Origin of the sequence: Nocardioides pymetrozini, assembly GCF_046058985.1 — a bacterium.
Classification (GTDB): Bacteria; Actinomycetota; Actinomycetes; order Propionibacteriales; family Nocardioidaceae; genus Nocardioides.
The window spans coordinates 1,732,631-1,749,358 of record NZ_CP175556.1 but is presented as its reverse complement, the minus strand read 5'-3'; the positions used below and the strand labels follow the sequence as shown (position 1 = coordinate 1,749,358).

Below are 16,728 nucleotides of genomic sequence, written 5' to 3'. Positions count from 1 at the left end.
GCTCACCACGCGACCGGCGTCTGGTTGGGCTTCGCGCCGGTGGGCGCGACGCCGTAGCGGCGCAGGGTGTGGCTCATCAGCTTGGCGAACGCGGGACCCGCGACGCTGCCGCCGCCGCTGCCCTCGCGCGGGTCGTGCACCACGACGTAGATGGTGAACCGGGGCTCGTCGGCCGGGGCGAAGCCCGCGAAGGACACCGTGAGGCTGCCGTCGTAGCGGCCGTCCACCACGCGCTGGGCGGTGCCGGTCTTGCCGGCGACGCGGTAGCCGGGCACCTGCGCGCCCGGCGCGACGCCGATCGGCGACGGCTGCACCACGCGCTCCATCATCAGCATCGTCTCGTGGGCGGCGTCGGCGCTGACCACGCGACGACTGGTCACCGCGTCGGTGCCGACCACGGTCCCGTCGTCGGTCCGGGCCGCCCCCTTGACCAGGCTCGGGGCGACACGCACGCCGCCGTTGGCGATGGTGTTGACGGCGGCGATCATCTGCACGGCGTTGACCGACAGCGACTGGCCGAAGGCGATGCGGTCCCCGACCTGCGAGGTCCACGCCGCGCCCTGGGGCAGGATGCCGCGGCTCTCGCCGCCCAGGCCCAGCCCGGTGCGGGCGCCGAGGCCGAACTCGCTCAGGTAGCCGCGCAGCTGGCCGGGCTTGAACTGGTCGGCGGCCAGCACGGTGCCGATGTTCGAGGACTTGGCGAGGATCCCGGCCAGCGTGAGCCGGATGGTGCCGTGGTCCCAGTAGTCGCCGATCGGGCGGTCCTGGCGGTGCAGCTTGCCCGGCACCTTGAACCGCTGCTCCTTGAACGCCAGGCCCGCGTCGACCAGCGAGCTGACGGTCAGCACCTTCTCGACCGAGCCGGGCTCGTAGACGTCGGTGAGCGCGGAGGACTTGTACAGCTCCTTGGCGTAGCTGTACGGGTCGGAGGCGTCGTAGGTCGGGTAGTCGGCCAGGGCCAGCAGCTCGCCGGTACGGGTGTCCATGACCAGCGCCATGCCGGACGTGCCGCCCGCCTTCACCACGGTCTGCTGGAGCACGCGCTGGGCGTAGTACTGCAGGTCGCGGTCGATGGTGAGGGTCAGGTCCTTGCCGTCGACCGCCGGCGTGACGGTGTTGTCCCCCAGCGGGATCTTGTTGCCGGCACCGACCTGGTAGCGAGCCTCGCCGTCCTTGCCGGACAGGTAGGTGTTGAAGGAGTCCTCGAGCCCGGCGAGGGCCTGGGCGGACCCGTCGTTGCGGGGGGTGCCGAGGAAGCCGAGCAGGTTGGCGGCGACGGTGCGGTTCGGGTAGGTGCGCAGCGGGTCGCGCTCGGTCATCAGGCCGGCGAACGGGCGGCCCTCGTCGTCCTCGAACCGCTCTTGGATGTCGGCGACGACCTTCTCCGCCTTGCTCGCCGGGACCTGGCGCGCGATGTACTGGAACCGGCTGTCCTCGACCCGCAGCCGTTCCAGCGTCTCGAAGTAGTCGACGCCGAGGCGGTCGGCGAGGATCGTCGCCAGCTCGGGAGCCACCCGGGCGGTGACCTTCGGGTCGGCCACGATCATCCGGCCGTCGACGGTCTCGGCCATCGGCTCGCCGTTGCGGTCCAGGATCTCGCCGCGGGTCGCCGGCAGCACCACCGGCACCTGGCCCTCGGCCGCGGCCATCTGGGCATAGGAGCGCGGGTCGATCCCCTGGAGCTGGACCAGACGGGCCGCGAAGACCGACAGCACGATCGCGATGATCAGGAACCCGACCTGCATCCGGCGGTGCGGGGAGCCCCGCAGGACGTCTCCGGTCCGGCGCCGCAGGCGGCTGGTGGTGGGTCGCGTCAACGCTCTCGTCCTGGTCGGTGGGGTGGGGCCTCCAAACTACGACCCGTCACTCACTGAACCGTGGCGGGCGCGCCGTCGGCGAGCTGTGCCTTCACCCTCACCGGCGGCGGGTCGAGCTCGGCCGGCCGCTGCGGGCCGGGCTGCTCGAGAGGCAGCCGGTCCGCGCCCGACGCGGGCTGCGGGTCCCCGCTGACCTTCCCGGAGCCGAGGTGGAGGACGCCGGCGCCGGTGGTCGGCATCACCATGCCCAGCTTCTCCGCGGCCGCCGCGACGCGCGCGGGGTCGTTGAGGGCCTGCAGGTCCATCTCCAGGGCCTCCTGCTGCGCCCCGAGGTCGGTGGCCTGCTTCTGCAGGGCGGTCTCGCGGAAGGACGCCTGCTGCATCGAGGTGTTGAACATCAGGAGCCCGATCACGCCTCCGAGGAGGATCACGCTGACGAAGGTCACGAACGGCACGCGGGGCGCGCGGGTGCGGCGCCGCGGCACGACGGTCAGGCGCGCCCGCTCCAGGGCCGCCTGCGCGATCCGCGGGGCGACGTACGGGAGCCGGTTGCGCAGAGGTGAGGTGGAGGACATCAGACGGCTCCCTTGCCAGTGGATGTGCTGAACGGAGGCTTGTTCGCGCGGATGCGCTCGATCGCGCGCAGCCGCACCGAGGCGGCGCGGGGGTTCTCCTCGATCTCGGACGGCGTGGCCTGCTCGGCGCCGCGCGTGACGAGCCGGTACGACGGCTGGGCCCCCTCGGGGACGAACGGGAGGTCGTCCGGGACGTCGAGCCGGGTGGCGGCGGTGAAGACCCGCTTGACGAGGCGGTCCTCCAGCGAGTGGTACGACTCGACGACGACGCGCCCGCCCACGCCGACCGCCGCGACGGCGGCGGGGATGGCGCGCTGCAGCACGCGCAGCTCGTCGTTGACCTCCATCCGCAGCGCCTGGAAGGTGCGCTTCGCCGGGTGCCCGCCGGTGCGTCGCGCGGGTGCCGGGATGACGTCGTACAGCAGCTCGACGAGACGCGCGGAGCTGGTGAACGGCTCCCGCTGCCGCTCGCGGACCACGGCGTCGGCGATGCGCCGCGCCATCTTCTCCTCGCCGTACTCCCGCAGCACCCGGGCCAGCTCGGCGGCGGTGTAGCTGTTGAGGACGTCGGCGGCGGTCGGGCCGGTGTCGCCCATCCTCATGTCGAGCGGAGCGTCGACGGCGTAGGCGAACCCGCGCTCGGGCAGGTCGAGCTGCATCGAGGACACGCCGAGGTCGAAGAGGACGGCGTCCACCCCGCCGTCGGCCGGCAGGCCCTGGTCGGCGAGCACGTCTGCGATCTCGTCGTACACCGCCTGCACGGCGGTGAACCGCTCGCCGTACGGCGCGAGGCGCTCGCGGCTCAGGGCGAGGGCCTGGGGGTCACGGTCGATGCCGATGACGCGTGCCCGGGGGCAGCGCTGCAGGACGGCCTCGCTGTGGCCCCCGAGCCCGAGGGTGCAGTCGACCAGGATGGTGTGGCCGGGCTCGCCGGGGCCGTCCGCGACGTCGCGCTCGAGGGCGGGCGCGAGGAGGGAGACGACCCGGTCCAGCAGGACGGGGACGTGGCGGGGGCCGGTCATGCCTCAGCGCCCCGCGAGGTGGGTCAGGACGAGCAGGAGCGCGCAGCCGACGGAGAGGGACGCGGAGAACGCCATCAGGGCGAGCGCGTCGCGTGCCTGCTCGCGGACGCGGCGCTCACCGGAGACCTCCGGTGGCTGCGTGCGAACGACGCTCATGCTCTCGACCCCTCGACCCTGGGACTGGACGAACCTGGCTGGATGTACCTGGCTGGATGTACCTGGTGCGGATCCGCAGGGCCAGGTCCCGGCCCGCTCCCGTTCGGTGTTCGGGTGCCGTCTGGTGCCGGGGAAGGTGCCCCAGAAGGCGGTGTGTCCCGGTGCCGGCCGCCTGTGGCCGGGGAAGGTGCTACAGGTGGCGTGACGCCGAGACGTCGGGAGCGGGAGCGGGCTGAGACCTCGTCCTGCGGATCCGCTGTTGTGTTGTCGGTGGTGCTGCGCCCCGTGCTGAGGGCCCCGTGGCGAGGGACTAGTCGTCGTCCTCGTCGAGGTCGGCGAACTCCTCGAGGGCCTCGAGCTGGAACTCGCGCCACGCGGCGGGGTTCCAGATCTCCAGGCGGTCCCGGACCCCGATCACGACGACGTCGCGCTCGAGTCCGGCGTACTCGCGCAGGTGAGCCGGGATGCCGATCCGGCCCTGCTTGTCGGGGGTGCTCTCGTCGCCGCCGGCGAAGAGCACCCGGGCGTAGCGCCGGGCGGCGCGGTTGGTCATCGGCCGGGCGGCCTGCCGCTCGGCCTCCTCGGCGAAGACGTCGGTGGGCCAGACGACGAGGCACTTGTCCTGTCCCTGTGTGACCACGAGGCCCTCCGCCAGCCGATCCCTGAACTTCGCCGGGAGGAAGAGGCGGCCCTTGTCGTCCAGCTTCGGGGTGTACGTGCCCATGAAGAGCATCGGGCACCCCCCGGCTGGTCGGCGTGGACCGCTTCCTCCACTTTCCCCCACAGTACTCCACTTTCCCCCACCGTCAACCACCGGCACCCCACTTCTTGCGACGTCCGGCTCCCCCGGGCAGCCCGAAGGCGCAGGTCAGGCCCCGCGGAGCCCGGGTGGAGCGAAGTGGAGGAGAAGTGGAGGAGAAGTGGAGCGGACACGGCGAGGACCTGAGTGCTCCCGCGCTTCCCACCAGCGCCGTAGGCTCTCTCCACCGCAGCGAGGTGGCTGCTGAGAGAGGGAGAACAGCCGTGGAGTCGCCGAGCACCGATGTCGACACCGTGGCGCGCGTCGCCGGACGGATCCAGGCCAACGTGGAGAAGGTGATCGAGGGCAAGGGAGAGGTCGTCTCCTCGGCGATCGTCGTGCTGCTCGCGGAGGGCCACCTGCTCCTGGAGGACGTGCCCGGCGTCGGCAAGACCATGCTGAGCAAGGCCCTCGCACGCAGCATCGACTCGACCGTGCGCCGCATCCAGTTCACGCCGGACCTGCTGCCGTCCGACATCACCGGCGTCTCGGTCTACAACCAGTCCACGCGCGAGTTCGAGTTCCGGCCCGGCGGCGTCTTCGCCAACATCGTGATCGGCGACGAGATCAACCGGGCCTCGCCCAAGACCCAGTCGGCGCTGCTGGAGTGCATGGCGGAGCGGCAGGTCACGGTCGACAACGCCACCTACCACCTCGAGTCGCCGTTCATGGTGATCGCGACCCAGAACCCGGTCGAGATGGAGGGCACCTATCCCCTGCCCGAGGCACAGCGCGACCGCTTCCTCGCACGTGTCTCGATCGGCTACCCCGTCCCGGCCGCCGAGATCGCCATGTTGGCCAACCACGGCGCGGTCAGCCCGCTGGACGACCTCGAGCCGGTGACCGACAGCGCGGAGATCCGCAAGATGTGCGCGATCGTCAGCCAGGTCCACGTGGCCGACGCCGTGCAGCGCTACGCCGTCGCGCTCACCTCCGCCACCCGCCACAGCCCCGAGCTGGTCCTCGGCGCGTCGCCGCGCGCCACCCTCCACCTGGTCCGCGCGGCCCGGGCGCGAGCCGCCCTGCACCGGCGGGACTACGTGCTGCCCGACGACCTGCGCGCCCTGGTGCAGCCGGTCCTCGCGCACCGCCTGCTCCCCAGCGCCGAGGCCGCGATCGGCGGGCGCACCGTGGCGACCATCCTGGAGGGCATCGCCGCACAGGTGCCGGTGCCCGAGCCGTCGACCTGACCGCACCGCCATGCGCCGACTCCTCTCCCTCCTCACGCTGCGCGGCCGCGCGTTCGTCGCCGCCGGCGCGACGGCGGTGGTGTGCGCGCTCGCCTTCGGCCAGCCGGCACTGACCCGGGTCGGCATCCTCGTGATGGCCCTGCCGCTCCTGGCGGCGCTCGTCGTGAGCCGACGCAAGCACGACCCCACGGTGACCCGGGTCGTGTGGCCGCGGCTGCTGCGCGCGGGCGAGACCGCCCGCATCGACCTGACCATCGCGAGCGACCGCAAGCAGTCCGACGGTGCGCTGCTCGTCGAGGACACCCTCCCCTACGCCCTCGGCGGACGTGCGCGGTTCGTACTGCAGGGTCTCGGCGGCGCCTGGGAGCGGACGGTCTCCTATCCCGTCCGCTCCGACATCCGCGGCCGGTACGTCGTCGGGCCGGTCGTCGCCCGCCTGGCCGACCCCTTCGGCCTCGTCGAGCGACGCCGCGCGATCGGCGGCACGGCCCAGCTCACCGTCACCCCCCGGGTGGTCGCCCTGCCCGCGATCCCCCTCAGCGGCGGATGGCAGGGCGCCGGCGAGCACCGGCCCCAGGCGTTCGCGGCCGGCTCGGCCGAGGACGCCAGCGTCCGCGAGTACCGCCGTGGCGACGACCTGCGCCGGGTCCACTGGCGCAGCTCCGCGCGGATCGGCGAGCTGATGGTGCGCCGCGAGGAGCAGCCCTGGGAGGCCCACGCCACGGTGCTGCTGGACAACCGGCGCCTCGCTCACCGCGGCCAGGGTGCCGCGTCGAGCCTCGAGACGGCGGTCGTCGCGGCGGCCTCCGTCGCCGTGCACCTCGAGCAGCACGGGTACGCCGTCCAGCTGTGCACCGCCGACGGGCTGGGAGGCACGCCCGGCGACCCCACCCTCGGCGCCGAGCGGACCCTGGAGCACCTGGCCGTGCTGGAGATGTCGCCGCGCGGCACCCTCGACGTCGGCTGGTCCGGAGACCAGGCCCGCGGCGGCGTGGTCGTCGCGGTGCTGGGCGGCTTCCTTCCCGACGACAACGCCGCGCTGCGCCGGATCCGCCACGACGCCGGTGCCGCGCTCGCCCTGGTGCTGGACGTCGAGCAGTGGTCGCCCAGCCGGGCGGGCCTGGGCACCGCCGCCGCGGCCGCGCCCGCGAGCTCCCTGGCGTGGCGCGCCACCGGCCTCGGGCCGCGCGACCACCTCGACGCGGCGTGGCGCGAGCTCGGCCGCGCGCCGGTGCGAGGAGGTGCCCGCGCATGAGTGCGCCGTCCTCCGGCTCCGGCCGCGGTCCCCTGGGCCCGGCCTTGCTCTACGCCACCGTCGCGGCCGTGACGACCTGGATCGCGCTCACCGCCTGGCGGGGCTTCGTCGAGCAGCCGGGCACCTACCTGCGCCCGCTGGCCGTCCTCGCCGGCATCCTCGCGGTGAGCGGCGGGGTGCTGCGCTGGAGCGGCACGCCGCGGTGGGCCGTCGCGCTCGTCCAGACGGTGCTGAGCATCCTCGTCGTCGTACGCCAGATCACCGGCTCCCTCGTACCGGACGGCGACGCCGCGGTGACGGTCTGGCACTCCCTGGAGACCGCGACGACCAGCGCCCGCCAGTACGCGGCCCCGATCGCCGACCATCTCCCGCCGGTGTGGCCGCTGCTCCTGGTGGCGGGCGCGACGGTGCTCCTGCTCGCCGACACCCTGGCCTGCACCCTGCGCCGGGTCCCGGCCGCCGGGCTGGTCCTGCTCGCGGTCTACGCGCTGCCCAGCGGCGTCCTCGAAGGAGGCCCGGACGCGGCCAGCTTCGTGGGCGCGGCAGCCGGCTTCCTGGCACTGCTGCACCTCGACTCGCGCGAGCACCTGCTCCGCTGGGGCCGGACGGTCGGTCCCCAGCAGGACGCCCTGTGGCGCGGCAACCCGCTGCGCGAGGCCATGCGCGCGGGCGCCGGCCGGATCGGGGTCGGGGCAACGGCACTGGCCCTCGTCGTCCCCCTGTTCCTGCCGACGTTCGGTGTCGGCGTGCTCGACCTCGGCGCCGGGAGCGGCAACGGCGACATCCGGATCCGCAAGCCCGTCACCGACATGCGCCGCGACCTCCAGCGCGACCAGGACGTGCCGCTCGTGCGCGTGCGCACCGACGACCCCGACCCGTCCTATCTGCGGATCTCGGTGCTGAACCGCTTCACGGGCGACGAGTGGAGCAGCGGCGACCGTGATGTCGCCCGGGACGACCGCGCCGACGGCACCGTCCCGCTGCCTGCCGGCCTGTCGGCCGACGTGCCGCGCACGACGCACGACTACGACGTCTCCGTCACCGACGCCCTGGACTCCACCTGGCTGCCGACGCAGTTCCCGGTCGCCGCCGTCCGAGCCGAGGGCGACTGGCGCTTCGACCCCTCGACGCTCGACTTCCTGGCCGCGGACGACGACCTCGACACCGGTGGCCTCGACTACTCGATGAAGGCCGTGGACCTGGACTTCGGGACCCGTCGCGAGTTCTTCCGCGACTCCTCCTCCAGCGACGTCGACGAGGAGGTCCTCGACTTCCCGGCGACGGTCCCGGCGCTGGTGCGCAACCTGGCCCGCGACGTCACCACCGGGGCCACCGGCGACTATGAGCGGGCACTGCTCCTCCAGCGATGGTTCCGTGAGGACGGCGGCTTCACCTACGACCTGCGCAGGGCACCCAAGGGCACAGGCAACCAGACCTTGGAGGGCTTCCTCTCCCGCGACGGTCGGGTCGGCTACTGCGAGCAGTTCGCCTCCGCGATGGCGGTGATGGCGCGCGTGCTCGGCATTCCCGCCCGGGTGGCCGTCGGCTTCCTGCGCCCCGAGCGGATCGGCGACGACACCTGGGAGTACAGCAGCCACGACCTGCACGCCTGGCCCGAGCTCTACTTCGCCGGCTCGGGCTGGGTGCGCTTCGAGCCCACCCCGGCGGGCCGGTCCGGAGCCGAGGAGGTCCCCGCCTACACCCGGGTGGCGGTGGACGGCGGCACCGGCGACCCGCGTGACGGCGCCAGCGGTACGACGTCCGCCGCCCCCGGCGCGACCTCGTCGGTCGCCCCCAGCGCCGGCGCCAACCAGCGCCCTGAGATCGAGCGCGAGGGCGGCGAGCTCGCGTCCGAGAACGACGGCGGCCCGCCGCTCGTGGTCGTCGCCGGCGCCCTGGTCGCGCTCGCGCTGCTCCTGGTCGCGGCCGCGGCCCTGCTCGGCCCGCCTGCCGTGCGCGCCCGCCGCCGGCGCGCACGGCTCGCCGGCCCGCCCGACGAGGTCTGGCGCGAGGTGCGCGACACCGCGGTCGACCTCGCCCTGCCGTGGCCCGAGGCCCGCTCGCCCCGCGAAGCCGGCGGCCGCATGCTCGACCACCTCGGGTCGCCGAGCGACGCCCCCGCGGAGCGCCCGCGCACCGGTCCCGAGGCCGCGCCGGAGGCGGCCCAGGGCCTGGAGCGTCTGGTCCTCGCCGTCGAGCGGGCGCGCTACGCCCGCCCCGGCGCCCTCGCGACCCTGGAGCGGGCCGGTGTCGGCACGGACGGCGCCCTGGTGGTCGCCGCGCTGGAGGCGGGGGTCACTCCCCGCGTCCGGCGCCGAGCGCGCTGGATCCCGCGGTCGATCTGGCGGCGCTAGGACCGCGGACGGGCCTGCGGAGCGAGCGGCCTAGAAGCCGCGGTCGCGGCGGCGGCGCCAACGCGCCTGCAGGGTGTCCATGAAGCCGGAGGACCGGCCGTGTCCGTGGCCGTGGCCGCGACGGCCGCCGTCGATGACGCCGAAGCCGGACGGATGGGCCGTGACGTCGGGCGCGGAACCACCACGCTGGCCGCGCAGGGCACCGAGGAGCAAGGTCGCCGAGCCGAGCATGATCACGAAGCCCACGACGCCGATCGGCCAGTAGCCGCTGACGGCCCCGCCCATCATCACCGCGACGCCGGCCGCGAACACCACGCCGGCCAGGACGGCACGGCGGCGCGCGGCCTGCCGGAGGGTCGTGCCTCGCAGGGTGGACGCGAACTTGGGGTCCTCCTCGCTGAGGGCGCGCTCCATCTGCTCCAGCAGTCGCAGCTCCTCTTCCGAGAGTGGCACCGAATCCTCCGACACGTGTGAGGCGGTCGCCCGCCCGATGACTTCCTTCAAGTGTAGGCAGCCATCTCCAGCGGTGGTAGGGCGTCCCCCGAAATTGTGCCCCGGGAGAGGGCGCGCGCTCACAGCAGGCTCGCCCGGCGCACGGCCGCCTGGCCGAAGCGCCCGACGGCCCGGTCGACCGCGCGGTCGGCGTCGGGCCAGCCCGGGTCCCGCTCCCCCAGGGCGAGCTGGCGCCCGTCCCCCGAGCGCAGGCGCCGCAGCCCCTCGACCCGCACGCCCACGAGGCGCACGGCCAGCGGCCGCGGTCGCCGGGCGTCGAGGAGACCGTCGAGCAGGACCACCGCGACGGCGTACACCTCTTGGGTGACGTCGGTGGGCTCGGGCAGCGTGCGGGAGCGCTGGACGGTGGTGAAGTCCGCGAAGCGGACGGTGACCGTGACGGTGCGGCCCGTGCGACCTGCCCCGCGGACCCGGGCCGTCACGCGGGCGGTGAGCCGGAGCAGCTCGCGACGCAGCGCCTCCCGGTCGCGCACGTCGACGGCGAGGGTGTGCTGGGCACCCATGCTGCCCTCGGGCTCGCCCTCGCCGAAGCCGAAGACGCCCGCACCGCCCGGGACCAGCTCGGTGCGGTCGGCACCCCACGCCAGGGCGTGCAGGTGGCCACCGAGGTGGTGGCCGAGCATCCGGCGCAGCAGGTCGACCGGCAGCGCCGCCACGTCGCCCACCGTGACCAGACCCAGCCGGCGCAGCCGCTGGCGGGTGGCCTCTCCCACGCCGTACAGGTCGCCGACGTCGAGCGGATGCACCTCCTCGACGAAGCGCTCCGGCGTGATCACCCGGACGCCGTCGGGCTTGGCCTGCCGGCTGGCGAGCTTGGCGACCGAGACCGACGCGGCGATGCCGACCGAGCAGGTGATGCCGTGCTCGGCACGGATCCGCGACCGCAGCCGCTCGGCGATCGCCTCGGGCGGCCCGAACAGGCGCTCCGCTCCGCGCACGTCGAGGAATGCCTCGTCGAGCGAGGTCACCTCGACCACCGGCGTGACCGTCCGGAAGGTCTCCATGATCGCCTTCGACACCGGCGTGAGCAGGCCGAAGTCGGGCGCCATCGTGACGGCATGAGGGCACAGCCGGGCGGCCTCGGCGCCCGGCATGCCGGAGCGGATGCCGTAGCGGCGGGCGGGATAGTTGGCGGAGAGCACGACCCCGCGGTGACCGCCGCCGACGACCACCGGGACGTCGTGGAGCTCGGGCCTGTCGCGGATCATCACCGACGCGTAGAAAGCGTCCATGTCCACGTGGAGGATCGGGCAGCGGACCGTCACGGCCCGCCTCCGAGGTCAGCCCGACGCGCGTGCCAGGACGTGCAGCTGGGTGGCCAGCGGGAGGTACTCGGGGCGCTCCGCCACGGCCCGCTCCAGGTCCACCAGGGCCGCGGCCGCGCCGGGCTCCTGGTCGACGAGGGCGGCGGGGACGAGGTCGGCGAAGACGCGGACGGCGTGCACCGCGACCGGGTCGAACCCGCGGTCGGCGAGCAGCGCGCGCACCTCGTCGGCGGTGAACCGACGGCCGGTGCGGGCGTCGAGCGGAGTGGGATCGTCGAGCAGGCTGCGCGCCTGCTGGAAGTGACCCGCCATCGCCCGGGCGATGACGGCGGCGTGGCGCTGTCCGACGACGAGGCTGAGCAGCCCGCCGGGGCGCAGCACCTCACCGATCCGCTGCAGGGCGAGTGCGGGATCGACCACCTCGAGCACCCCGTGGCACAAGACCACGTCCGCGCTGCCGGCACCCACCACGTCGACGAGGTCGGTGACGTCCCCCTGCAGGCCGGACACCTCGAGATCCGCCTCCCGGGCGCGGCGCGCGAGCGCCGCCAGCGCATCGGGGCTCGGGTCGACGACCCGGACGCGGTGACCGGACTCGGCGAGCCGCACGGCGAAGCCGCCCGTGCCTCCCCCGAGGTCCACGACGTCGCGCGGTCCACCCGCGAGCGCGGACTCGAGGGCATCCCACACGGCCGCGGTGCGGACCGATCCACGCTGCTCGCGAGAGGCCATGCGAGGAACATTAGTGCGCCCGGGGCGGAAGCTCAGCAGGCGCCTCGGTCAGCCGACCGCGCGGCCGGCGAGCTGCTCACCCAGGGGGACGTGCGGCGTCAGCCCGAGGGCCTGCTCGACCAGGGCCAGGAAGCGGTCGGCGTCGCGCACCAGGTCGTCGGCCTCGCGCTCGGTCACGGCGCGGACCGAGCCCGCCTCGGCGGCGGCACGCTTGGCGGCGCCAGCGGCGAAGAAGGTCGCCCACTCCGCGAGCTCAGGAGCGACCTCGGCCAGCAGCACCCACGCGTTGCGCTGAGCCCGCCGTCGCCCGGCCACGGGACGAGCGCGCGCCGCCAGCAGCGCCGCCGCGGCCCGCAGCGCGGCGACGTGGGCACAGGCGTAGCGGGTGGGCACGTCGCGCGCCGCCACCGCCTCGCTGAGCGACTCCGCCGACCGGATCAGGTAGTTGTGGGTGGTCGCCGGCAGGGCGTGCGGGCTGACCGTGAGAGGGGCGAACTGCTGGGCCACGGCGTCTTCTCCTCGAAATCTGTTCGAACACGTGTTCGAACGACTCGAAGGTACACCCGCCCTCCGACACAGCTCAAGGGGCGGCGCGAGAGCGGCGGAGCCGCACCGGCTCAGCCGTCGGCGGGCTCCCACCGGCTGGCCTCGCGGACGTAGCGGGCGCTCTGTGGGTGCCACAGGAAGACCAGGGTCACCGCCCCGATCACCGCGGCGGCGATGGCCATGCCGTCGACCATCGTCGGCGGGTCCGTGCGCACCGTGGCGACCGCGACCAGGATCACCCCGACGACGATGGCGGCCAGCGAGTGCCGAGCCCAGTCGTGCCCGGTCCGGAAGAGCGCGATCAGGGTCGCCGCGAGCACGGCGGTGACGCCGTACAGGACGAGGATGACGGGGACGAACTCCACCGGCTGGACCGTGCTGTCGCCGACCTGCATCGGCGACCAGACGCTCCCGAGGTCCTCGCGCTGGGCGACGACCAGCACGCACACGAGCAGCCCCGCGGCGACCAGGAACCACAGCAACCAGCAGGCGATCACCACGGCGGGCGGTCGCTCCGGCCGGGACTCCTGCTCGGTCCGCTGCCGCTGCTCGGTGTCGGGCATGCTTCCTCCAGTCGGTGGGGGGAATCTCGGGGGTGGGATGCCTGCGCTCGATAGGGTCACCCCCATGTCGGCCGAGCATCCCTCGATCACCCGGTTCCGCGACGAGCACCAGCGCCGGGGCGGAACCGGCGAGATCGTCATTCTGCCCGACTCGGTCCACACTGCCGCACTGGCCGCCGAGGCGCTCGGCTGCGAGGCCGGGGCGATCGCCAACAGTCTGCTCTTCGACGCCGACGGACGTCCGGTGCTCATCCTCACCTCGGGAGCGCACCGCGTGGACACCGCACTGGTCCGCGCCACGATCGGCGGGCCCCCGCTGCGCCGCGCCACGCCCGACTTCGTCCGCGAGCACACGGGTCAGGTGATCGGCGGCGTCTCCCCCATCGGTCATCCGGCGCCGGTGCCGACGTACGTCGACAGCTGGCTCCAGCGGCACGACACCGTGTGGGCCGCGGCCGGGCATCCCGCGGCGGTCTTCTCGACCACCTACGCCGAGCTCCTCGACCTGACCGGCGCCGCGCCGATCGACGTCGCGAAGGACTAGTCGGGTGGCTCGCATCGTCGTCGTCGGCGGCGGCCTCGGCGGCATGGCCACCGCAGCACGGCTCGCCAAGCTGGGCCACGAGGTTGCCCTCCTCGAGGCCTCGCACCGCCTCGGCGGGGCCCTCGCGCGCGTCGAGCGCGAGGGCTACGCCTGGGACGCCGGCCCCACCTCCACGCTGCTGCCGGCGGCGCTGCGCGACCTCTTCCGCAAGTCCGGGCGGCCGCTCGAGAAGGAGCTGGGCGTCGAGCTCGAGCCGTTGCCCGTCCTGCGCGAGCACCGGTTCGCCGACGGGACGTCGGTCCGGCTCCCCGGCGGCTCGCGGGCCGACCAGATGGCCGCGTTCGACGAGCTCGGCGCAGGCCTCGGCGAGAAGTGGGCGGCCCACGTCGACGTCTACGGCCCGGTCTGGGACGTGCTGCGCCGCAACTACGTCGAGGTCCCGTGGGACCCGCGCACCAAGGGCGCGGTCCCCAAGGAGCTCGGCGCGATGTTCGCCATCCGCGAGACCCTCCACAAGCGGCTGCGGCACATGTTCCGCGACGAGCGCCTGGCCCTCGTGGCGGGGCACCCGGCCGTGGCCGAGGGCCACGACCTGCGCAACGTCCCGTCCTGGGTGGGGGTCACCGCCTTCCTCGAGCAGCGCTTCGGCGGCTGGCGGGTGCCGGGCGGGATGGCGCGGGTCGCCGACCTCCTCGCCGCCCGTCTCGAGACGCGCGGCGTGCGGGTGCGCACCGGTGTCGAGGTGCGCGACCTGGTGGTGCGGGAGGGGCGCGTGGCCGCCGTACGCACCGATGCGGGCGACGCCGACGCCGACGTCGTTGTGGTGGCGGTGGACCCCCGCCGCCTGCCGGCCCTGGCAGCCCACGTCGAGCGGACGATGCCCGCGATCCCACCGGTCGTCAGCCACATCGGCCTGACGGGCGAGGTCCCGGAGCTCCCGCACGAGCTGGTCATCCACGAGGAGCCGCTGCTCACCGTGCGTCCGGGAGGCACCGCCCCGGAGGGCGGGACCGCCTGGACGGTGCACGGACGGGGCAAGATCGCCGAGGACCTGCTCGACGCCCTGGCCCGGCACAAGATCGACGTCCGGGACCAGGTCGTCACCCGCGTCGACCTGTCGCCGCGCGAGCTCGTCGAGCAGTGGCGGGGATCGCCCCTCGGGGTGCTGTGGCAGGGCCGCGGCACGGTCCGCCACCGGCTCGGCCCGGCCACCCCGCTGGCGGGCGTGTACGCCGCCGGGGCACACGCCGCCCCGGGCGCGGGCGTGCCCTTCGTGACCCAGTCCGCAGCGCTGGTCGCGCAGCTGGTCGGCCCGGCGTAGGGCCGGGCGGTCAGACCGTGATCTGGAGGGCTTCGAAGATCTCGAGCGTCGCCTTCGACCGGTTGAGCGTGTAGAAGTGCAGGCCCGGGGCGCCGCCGGCGAGGAGCTCGTCGCACAGCTCGGCGGCGAGCCGGATGCCCTCGGCACGCACCGCCACGGGGTCGCCGTCGTACGCGCTGATCCGGGCCACGATGTCCTCGGGGACGCTGGTGCCGATCAGCTCGCCCTGGCGGCGGATCGCGGCGAGGTTCAGGATCGGCATGATGCCGGGCAGGATCGGGATGTCGACACCGCGGTCGCGGACGCGCTCGACCAGGCCGAAGTAGTCCGAGGCGCGGAAGAACATCTGCGTGACGGCGAACTCCGCTCCAGCCCGCGCCTTGGCGACGAGGACGTCGGCGTCGGCGTCGAGCGACTCGGCGGACGGGTGGCCCTCGGGGAAGGCGGCGATGCCGACGCGGAAGGCGCCACGCGCGCGCACCAGCTCGACGAGCTCGACGGCGTAGTTGAGGCCGCCCTCGGTCGGCGTCCAGTCCGCCCGGGGTCCCTCCTGCGGGTCGCCCCGCAGCGCCATCACGTGGCGCACGCCCTCGGCCTCGTAGGAGTCGAGGATCCCCTCGATCTCCTCGCGGGTGTGGCCGACGCAGGTCAGGTGCGCCATCGGGACCAGGGAGGTCTCGCGGGCGATCCGCCCGGTGATCGCGACTGTCTTGTCGCGGGTGCTGCCGCCGGCGCCGTACGTCACGGACACGAAGGTCGGCTCGTAGGGCTCGAGCGCACGGATCGCGTCCCACAGCTGCGCCTCACCCGCGTCGTCCTTGGGAGGGAAGAACTCGAAGGAGAACGAACGGCCGCCCTCACGGATGATCTCGCCGAGGGAGCGCCCAGCACCGGTGGTCATGGGCCGCAGTCTAGGTGGCGCGTCGGGCCCGGGGTCGGGGATCTCGCCAAACACAGGTGTCACTAGGCTCACGTGGGTGACTCAGCAGGCGTGGGACCCCACCGCATTCCGCACCGAGGTCCAGGCCACCCTCGACGCCTTCCTGGCCGACCAGGCCACCCGGCTGGCCCCGCTCGCCGGAGACGCCGCGCGACTGCTGTCGGAGGCGCGCGTCACCGTCACCGGCGGCAAGCGCTTCCGCGCGGCCTTCTGCCACTGGGGATACGCCGCGATCGCCGGCGCGCCGGCCGGGGCCGACGCCGCCGCGGTGCACCGGGCCGCGGCGGCCCTCGAGCTGCTCCACGCCAGCGCGCTCGTCCACGACGACCTCATGGACGCCTCCGACACCCGCCGCGGCCGCTCCGCGACCCACCGCACCTTCGAGCGCGCGCACCGCGCCGACGGCTGGCGCGGGGACCCGGAGCAGTACGGCGCCGCGGCCGCGATCCTCCTCGGCGACCTGCTGCTGTCCTGGGCCGACGAGCTGCTGCGCCGCTGCGGGCTGGGCTGGGACCGGGTCGGCCCCGCCCTCGACGTGTTCGACCTGTGCCGCTCGGAGGTCATCGCCGGCCAGTTCCTCGACGTGTCGGTCCAGGCCCGCGGGCGCGCCGACGTCGCCCAGGCGATGACGGTCCTGCGCTACAAGTCCGCGAAGTACTCCATCGAGCGGCCGCTGCACGTCGGCGCGGCTCTCGCCGGCGCCGACGCGGCCACCCTCGGCCTGCTCACCGCCTTCGGGCTGCCCCTCGGCGAGGCGTTCCAGCTGCGCGACGACCTGCTCGGCGTGTTCGGCGACCCGGCGACCACCGGGAAGCCGGCCGGGGACGACCTCATCGAGGGCAAGCGCACCGTCCTCGTGGCACACGCCCTGGCCGGCGCCTCCCCCGCCGACGCCGAGCGGCTCGACGCCGCGCTCGGGACGGCGCTCTCCGAGGCGGAGGTCGCGGACCTCCGCACGATCATCGACGCCAGCGGCGCCCGCGCCGCGGTCGAGTCGATGATCGAGGACCTCGCGCGCCAGGCCGTGGACGCCCTGCACCGGGGCCAGGCCGAGGCGGACTGGGACCCCGAGGCGTGCCGGGTGCTGGAGCAGCTGGCCGCCGCGGCCACCCGTCGTACGCGCTGAGTCAGCCCGC

General features: G+C 74.4%; 17 protein-coding genes. 6 read left to right on the top strand and 11 right to left on the bottom strand.

The window, feature by feature from the left end:
- Positions 1–2 precede the first annotated feature (2 nt).
- From ACJ5H2_RS08545 to mraZ, 5 genes are all read right to left on the bottom strand, one after another.
- Positions 3–1,817, bottom strand: a complete 1,815-nt coding sequence (locus ACJ5H2_RS08545) for a peptidoglycan D,D-transpeptidase FtsI family protein (RefSeq protein ID WP_408899142.1) — start codon at positions 1,815–1,817, stop codon at positions 3–5.
- 50 nt (positions 1,818–1,867) lie between these two features.
- Entirely contained in the window at positions 1,868–2,392 is a 525-nt protein-coding gene (locus ACJ5H2_RS08540; protein WP_408899141.1) for a hypothetical protein, read from the bottom strand.
- The gene (gene rsmH / locus ACJ5H2_RS08535; protein WP_408899140.1) at positions 2,392–3,414 is read right to left on the bottom strand and encodes a 16S rRNA (cytosine(1402)-N(4))-methyltransferase RsmH; all 1,023 of its coding nucleotides are present in this window, start codon (positions 3,412–3,414) and stop codon (positions 2,392–2,394) included. The genes ACJ5H2_RS08540 and rsmH overlap by 1 nt, the downstream gene beginning before the upstream one ends.
- Positions 3,415–3,417: 3 nt before the next feature.
- A complete protein-coding gene (locus ACJ5H2_RS08530) occupies positions 3,418–3,570 on the bottom strand; it encodes a hypothetical protein (protein WP_408899139.1) in 153 nt (50 codons plus the stop codon).
- Positions 3,571–3,880: 310 nt separating this feature from the next.
- Positions 3,881–4,303: a division/cell wall cluster transcriptional repressor MraZ gene (gene mraZ, locus ACJ5H2_RS08525; protein ID WP_179730068.1), complete on the bottom strand. Its 423-nt coding sequence runs from the start codon at positions 4,301–4,303 to the stop codon at positions 3,881–3,883.
- 290 nt (positions 4,304–4,593) lie between these two features.
- On the opposite strand from mraZ, the gene ACJ5H2_RS08520 reads away from it, so the two are divergent.
- Genes ACJ5H2_RS08520 through ACJ5H2_RS08510 form a run of 3 tightly spaced genes read left to right on the top strand, consistent with a single transcriptional unit; the run spans position 4,594 to position 9,168 of the window.
- Positions 4,594–5,559 (top strand): AAA family ATPase, encoded by a 966-nt coding sequence (locus tag ACJ5H2_RS08520; RefSeq protein ID WP_408899138.1) that lies wholly within the window; start codon positions 4,594–4,596, stop codon positions 5,557–5,559.
- Positions 5,560–5,569: 10 nt separating this feature from the next.
- Positions 5,570–6,814: a DUF58 domain-containing protein gene (locus ACJ5H2_RS08515; protein WP_408899137.1), complete on the top strand. Its 1,245-nt coding sequence runs from the start codon at positions 5,570–5,572 to the stop codon at positions 6,812–6,814.
- Positions 6,811–9,168, top strand: coding sequence for a transglutaminaseTgpA domain-containing protein (locus ACJ5H2_RS08510; protein ID WP_408899136.1), 2,358 nt, complete (start codon positions 6,811–6,813; stop codon positions 9,166–9,168). Before ACJ5H2_RS08515 ends, ACJ5H2_RS08510 begins: the two co-directional genes overlap by 4 nt.
- 30 nt (positions 9,169–9,198) lie before the next feature.
- Here ACJ5H2_RS08510 and ACJ5H2_RS08505 read toward each other — a convergent pair whose 3' ends face one another.
- From ACJ5H2_RS08505 to ACJ5H2_RS08485, 5 genes are all read right to left on the bottom strand, one after another.
- Positions 9,199–9,621 (bottom strand): DUF3040 domain-containing protein, encoded by a 423-nt coding sequence (locus ACJ5H2_RS08505; protein ID WP_408899135.1) that lies wholly within the window; start codon positions 9,619–9,621, stop codon positions 9,199–9,201.
- Between the two features lie 119 nt (positions 9,622–9,740).
- Positions 9,741–10,946 (bottom strand): DNA polymerase IV, encoded by a 1,206-nt coding sequence (gene dinB / locus ACJ5H2_RS08500; protein ID WP_408899134.1) that lies wholly within the window; start codon positions 10,944–10,946, stop codon positions 9,741–9,743.
- Positions 10,947–10,961: 15 nt separating this feature from the next.
- A complete protein-coding gene (locus ACJ5H2_RS08495; RefSeq protein ID WP_408899133.1) occupies positions 10,962–11,678 on the bottom strand; it encodes a methyltransferase domain-containing protein in 717 nt (238 codons plus the stop codon).
- 48 nt (positions 11,679–11,726) lie between these two features.
- Entirely contained in the window at positions 11,727–12,185 is a 459-nt protein-coding gene (locus tag ACJ5H2_RS08490) for an SAV_6107 family HEPN domain-containing protein (protein ID WP_408899132.1), read from the bottom strand.
- A gap of 110 nt (positions 12,186–12,295) precedes the next feature.
- Complete coding sequence (locus ACJ5H2_RS08485; RefSeq protein ID WP_408899131.1) at positions 12,296–12,787, bottom strand: hypothetical protein; 492 nt, start codon at positions 12,785–12,787, stop codon at positions 12,296–12,298.
- A gap of 64 nt (positions 12,788–12,851) precedes the next feature.
- Here ACJ5H2_RS08485 and ACJ5H2_RS08480 point away from each other — a divergent pair, with 64 nt between their 5' ends.
- On the top strand, positions 12,852–13,331 hold the full coding sequence (locus ACJ5H2_RS08480; RefSeq protein ID WP_408899130.1) for a YbaK/EbsC family protein: 480 nt from the start codon (positions 12,852–12,854) through the stop codon (positions 13,329–13,331).
- Positions 13,332–13,335: 4 nt separating this feature from the next.
- Positions 13,336–14,652, top strand: a complete 1,317-nt coding sequence (locus ACJ5H2_RS08475) for a phytoene desaturase family protein (RefSeq protein WP_408899129.1) — start codon at positions 13,336–13,338, stop codon at positions 14,650–14,652.
- 10 nt (positions 14,653–14,662) lie between these two features.
- Here ACJ5H2_RS08475 and metF read toward each other — a convergent pair whose 3' ends face one another.
- Positions 14,663–15,553, bottom strand: a complete 891-nt coding sequence (gene metF, locus ACJ5H2_RS08470) for a methylenetetrahydrofolate reductase [NAD(P)H] (RefSeq protein ID WP_408899128.1) — start codon at positions 15,551–15,553, stop codon at positions 14,663–14,665.
- A 76-nt stretch (positions 15,554–15,629) separates the two neighbouring features.
- Between metF and ACJ5H2_RS08465 the strand changes: the two genes are divergently transcribed.
- On the top strand, positions 15,630–16,718 hold the full coding sequence (locus ACJ5H2_RS08465; RefSeq protein WP_408899127.1) for a polyprenyl synthetase family protein: 1,089 nt from the start codon (positions 15,630–15,632) through the stop codon (positions 16,716–16,718).
- Positions 16,719–16,728: the final 10 nt, after the last annotated feature.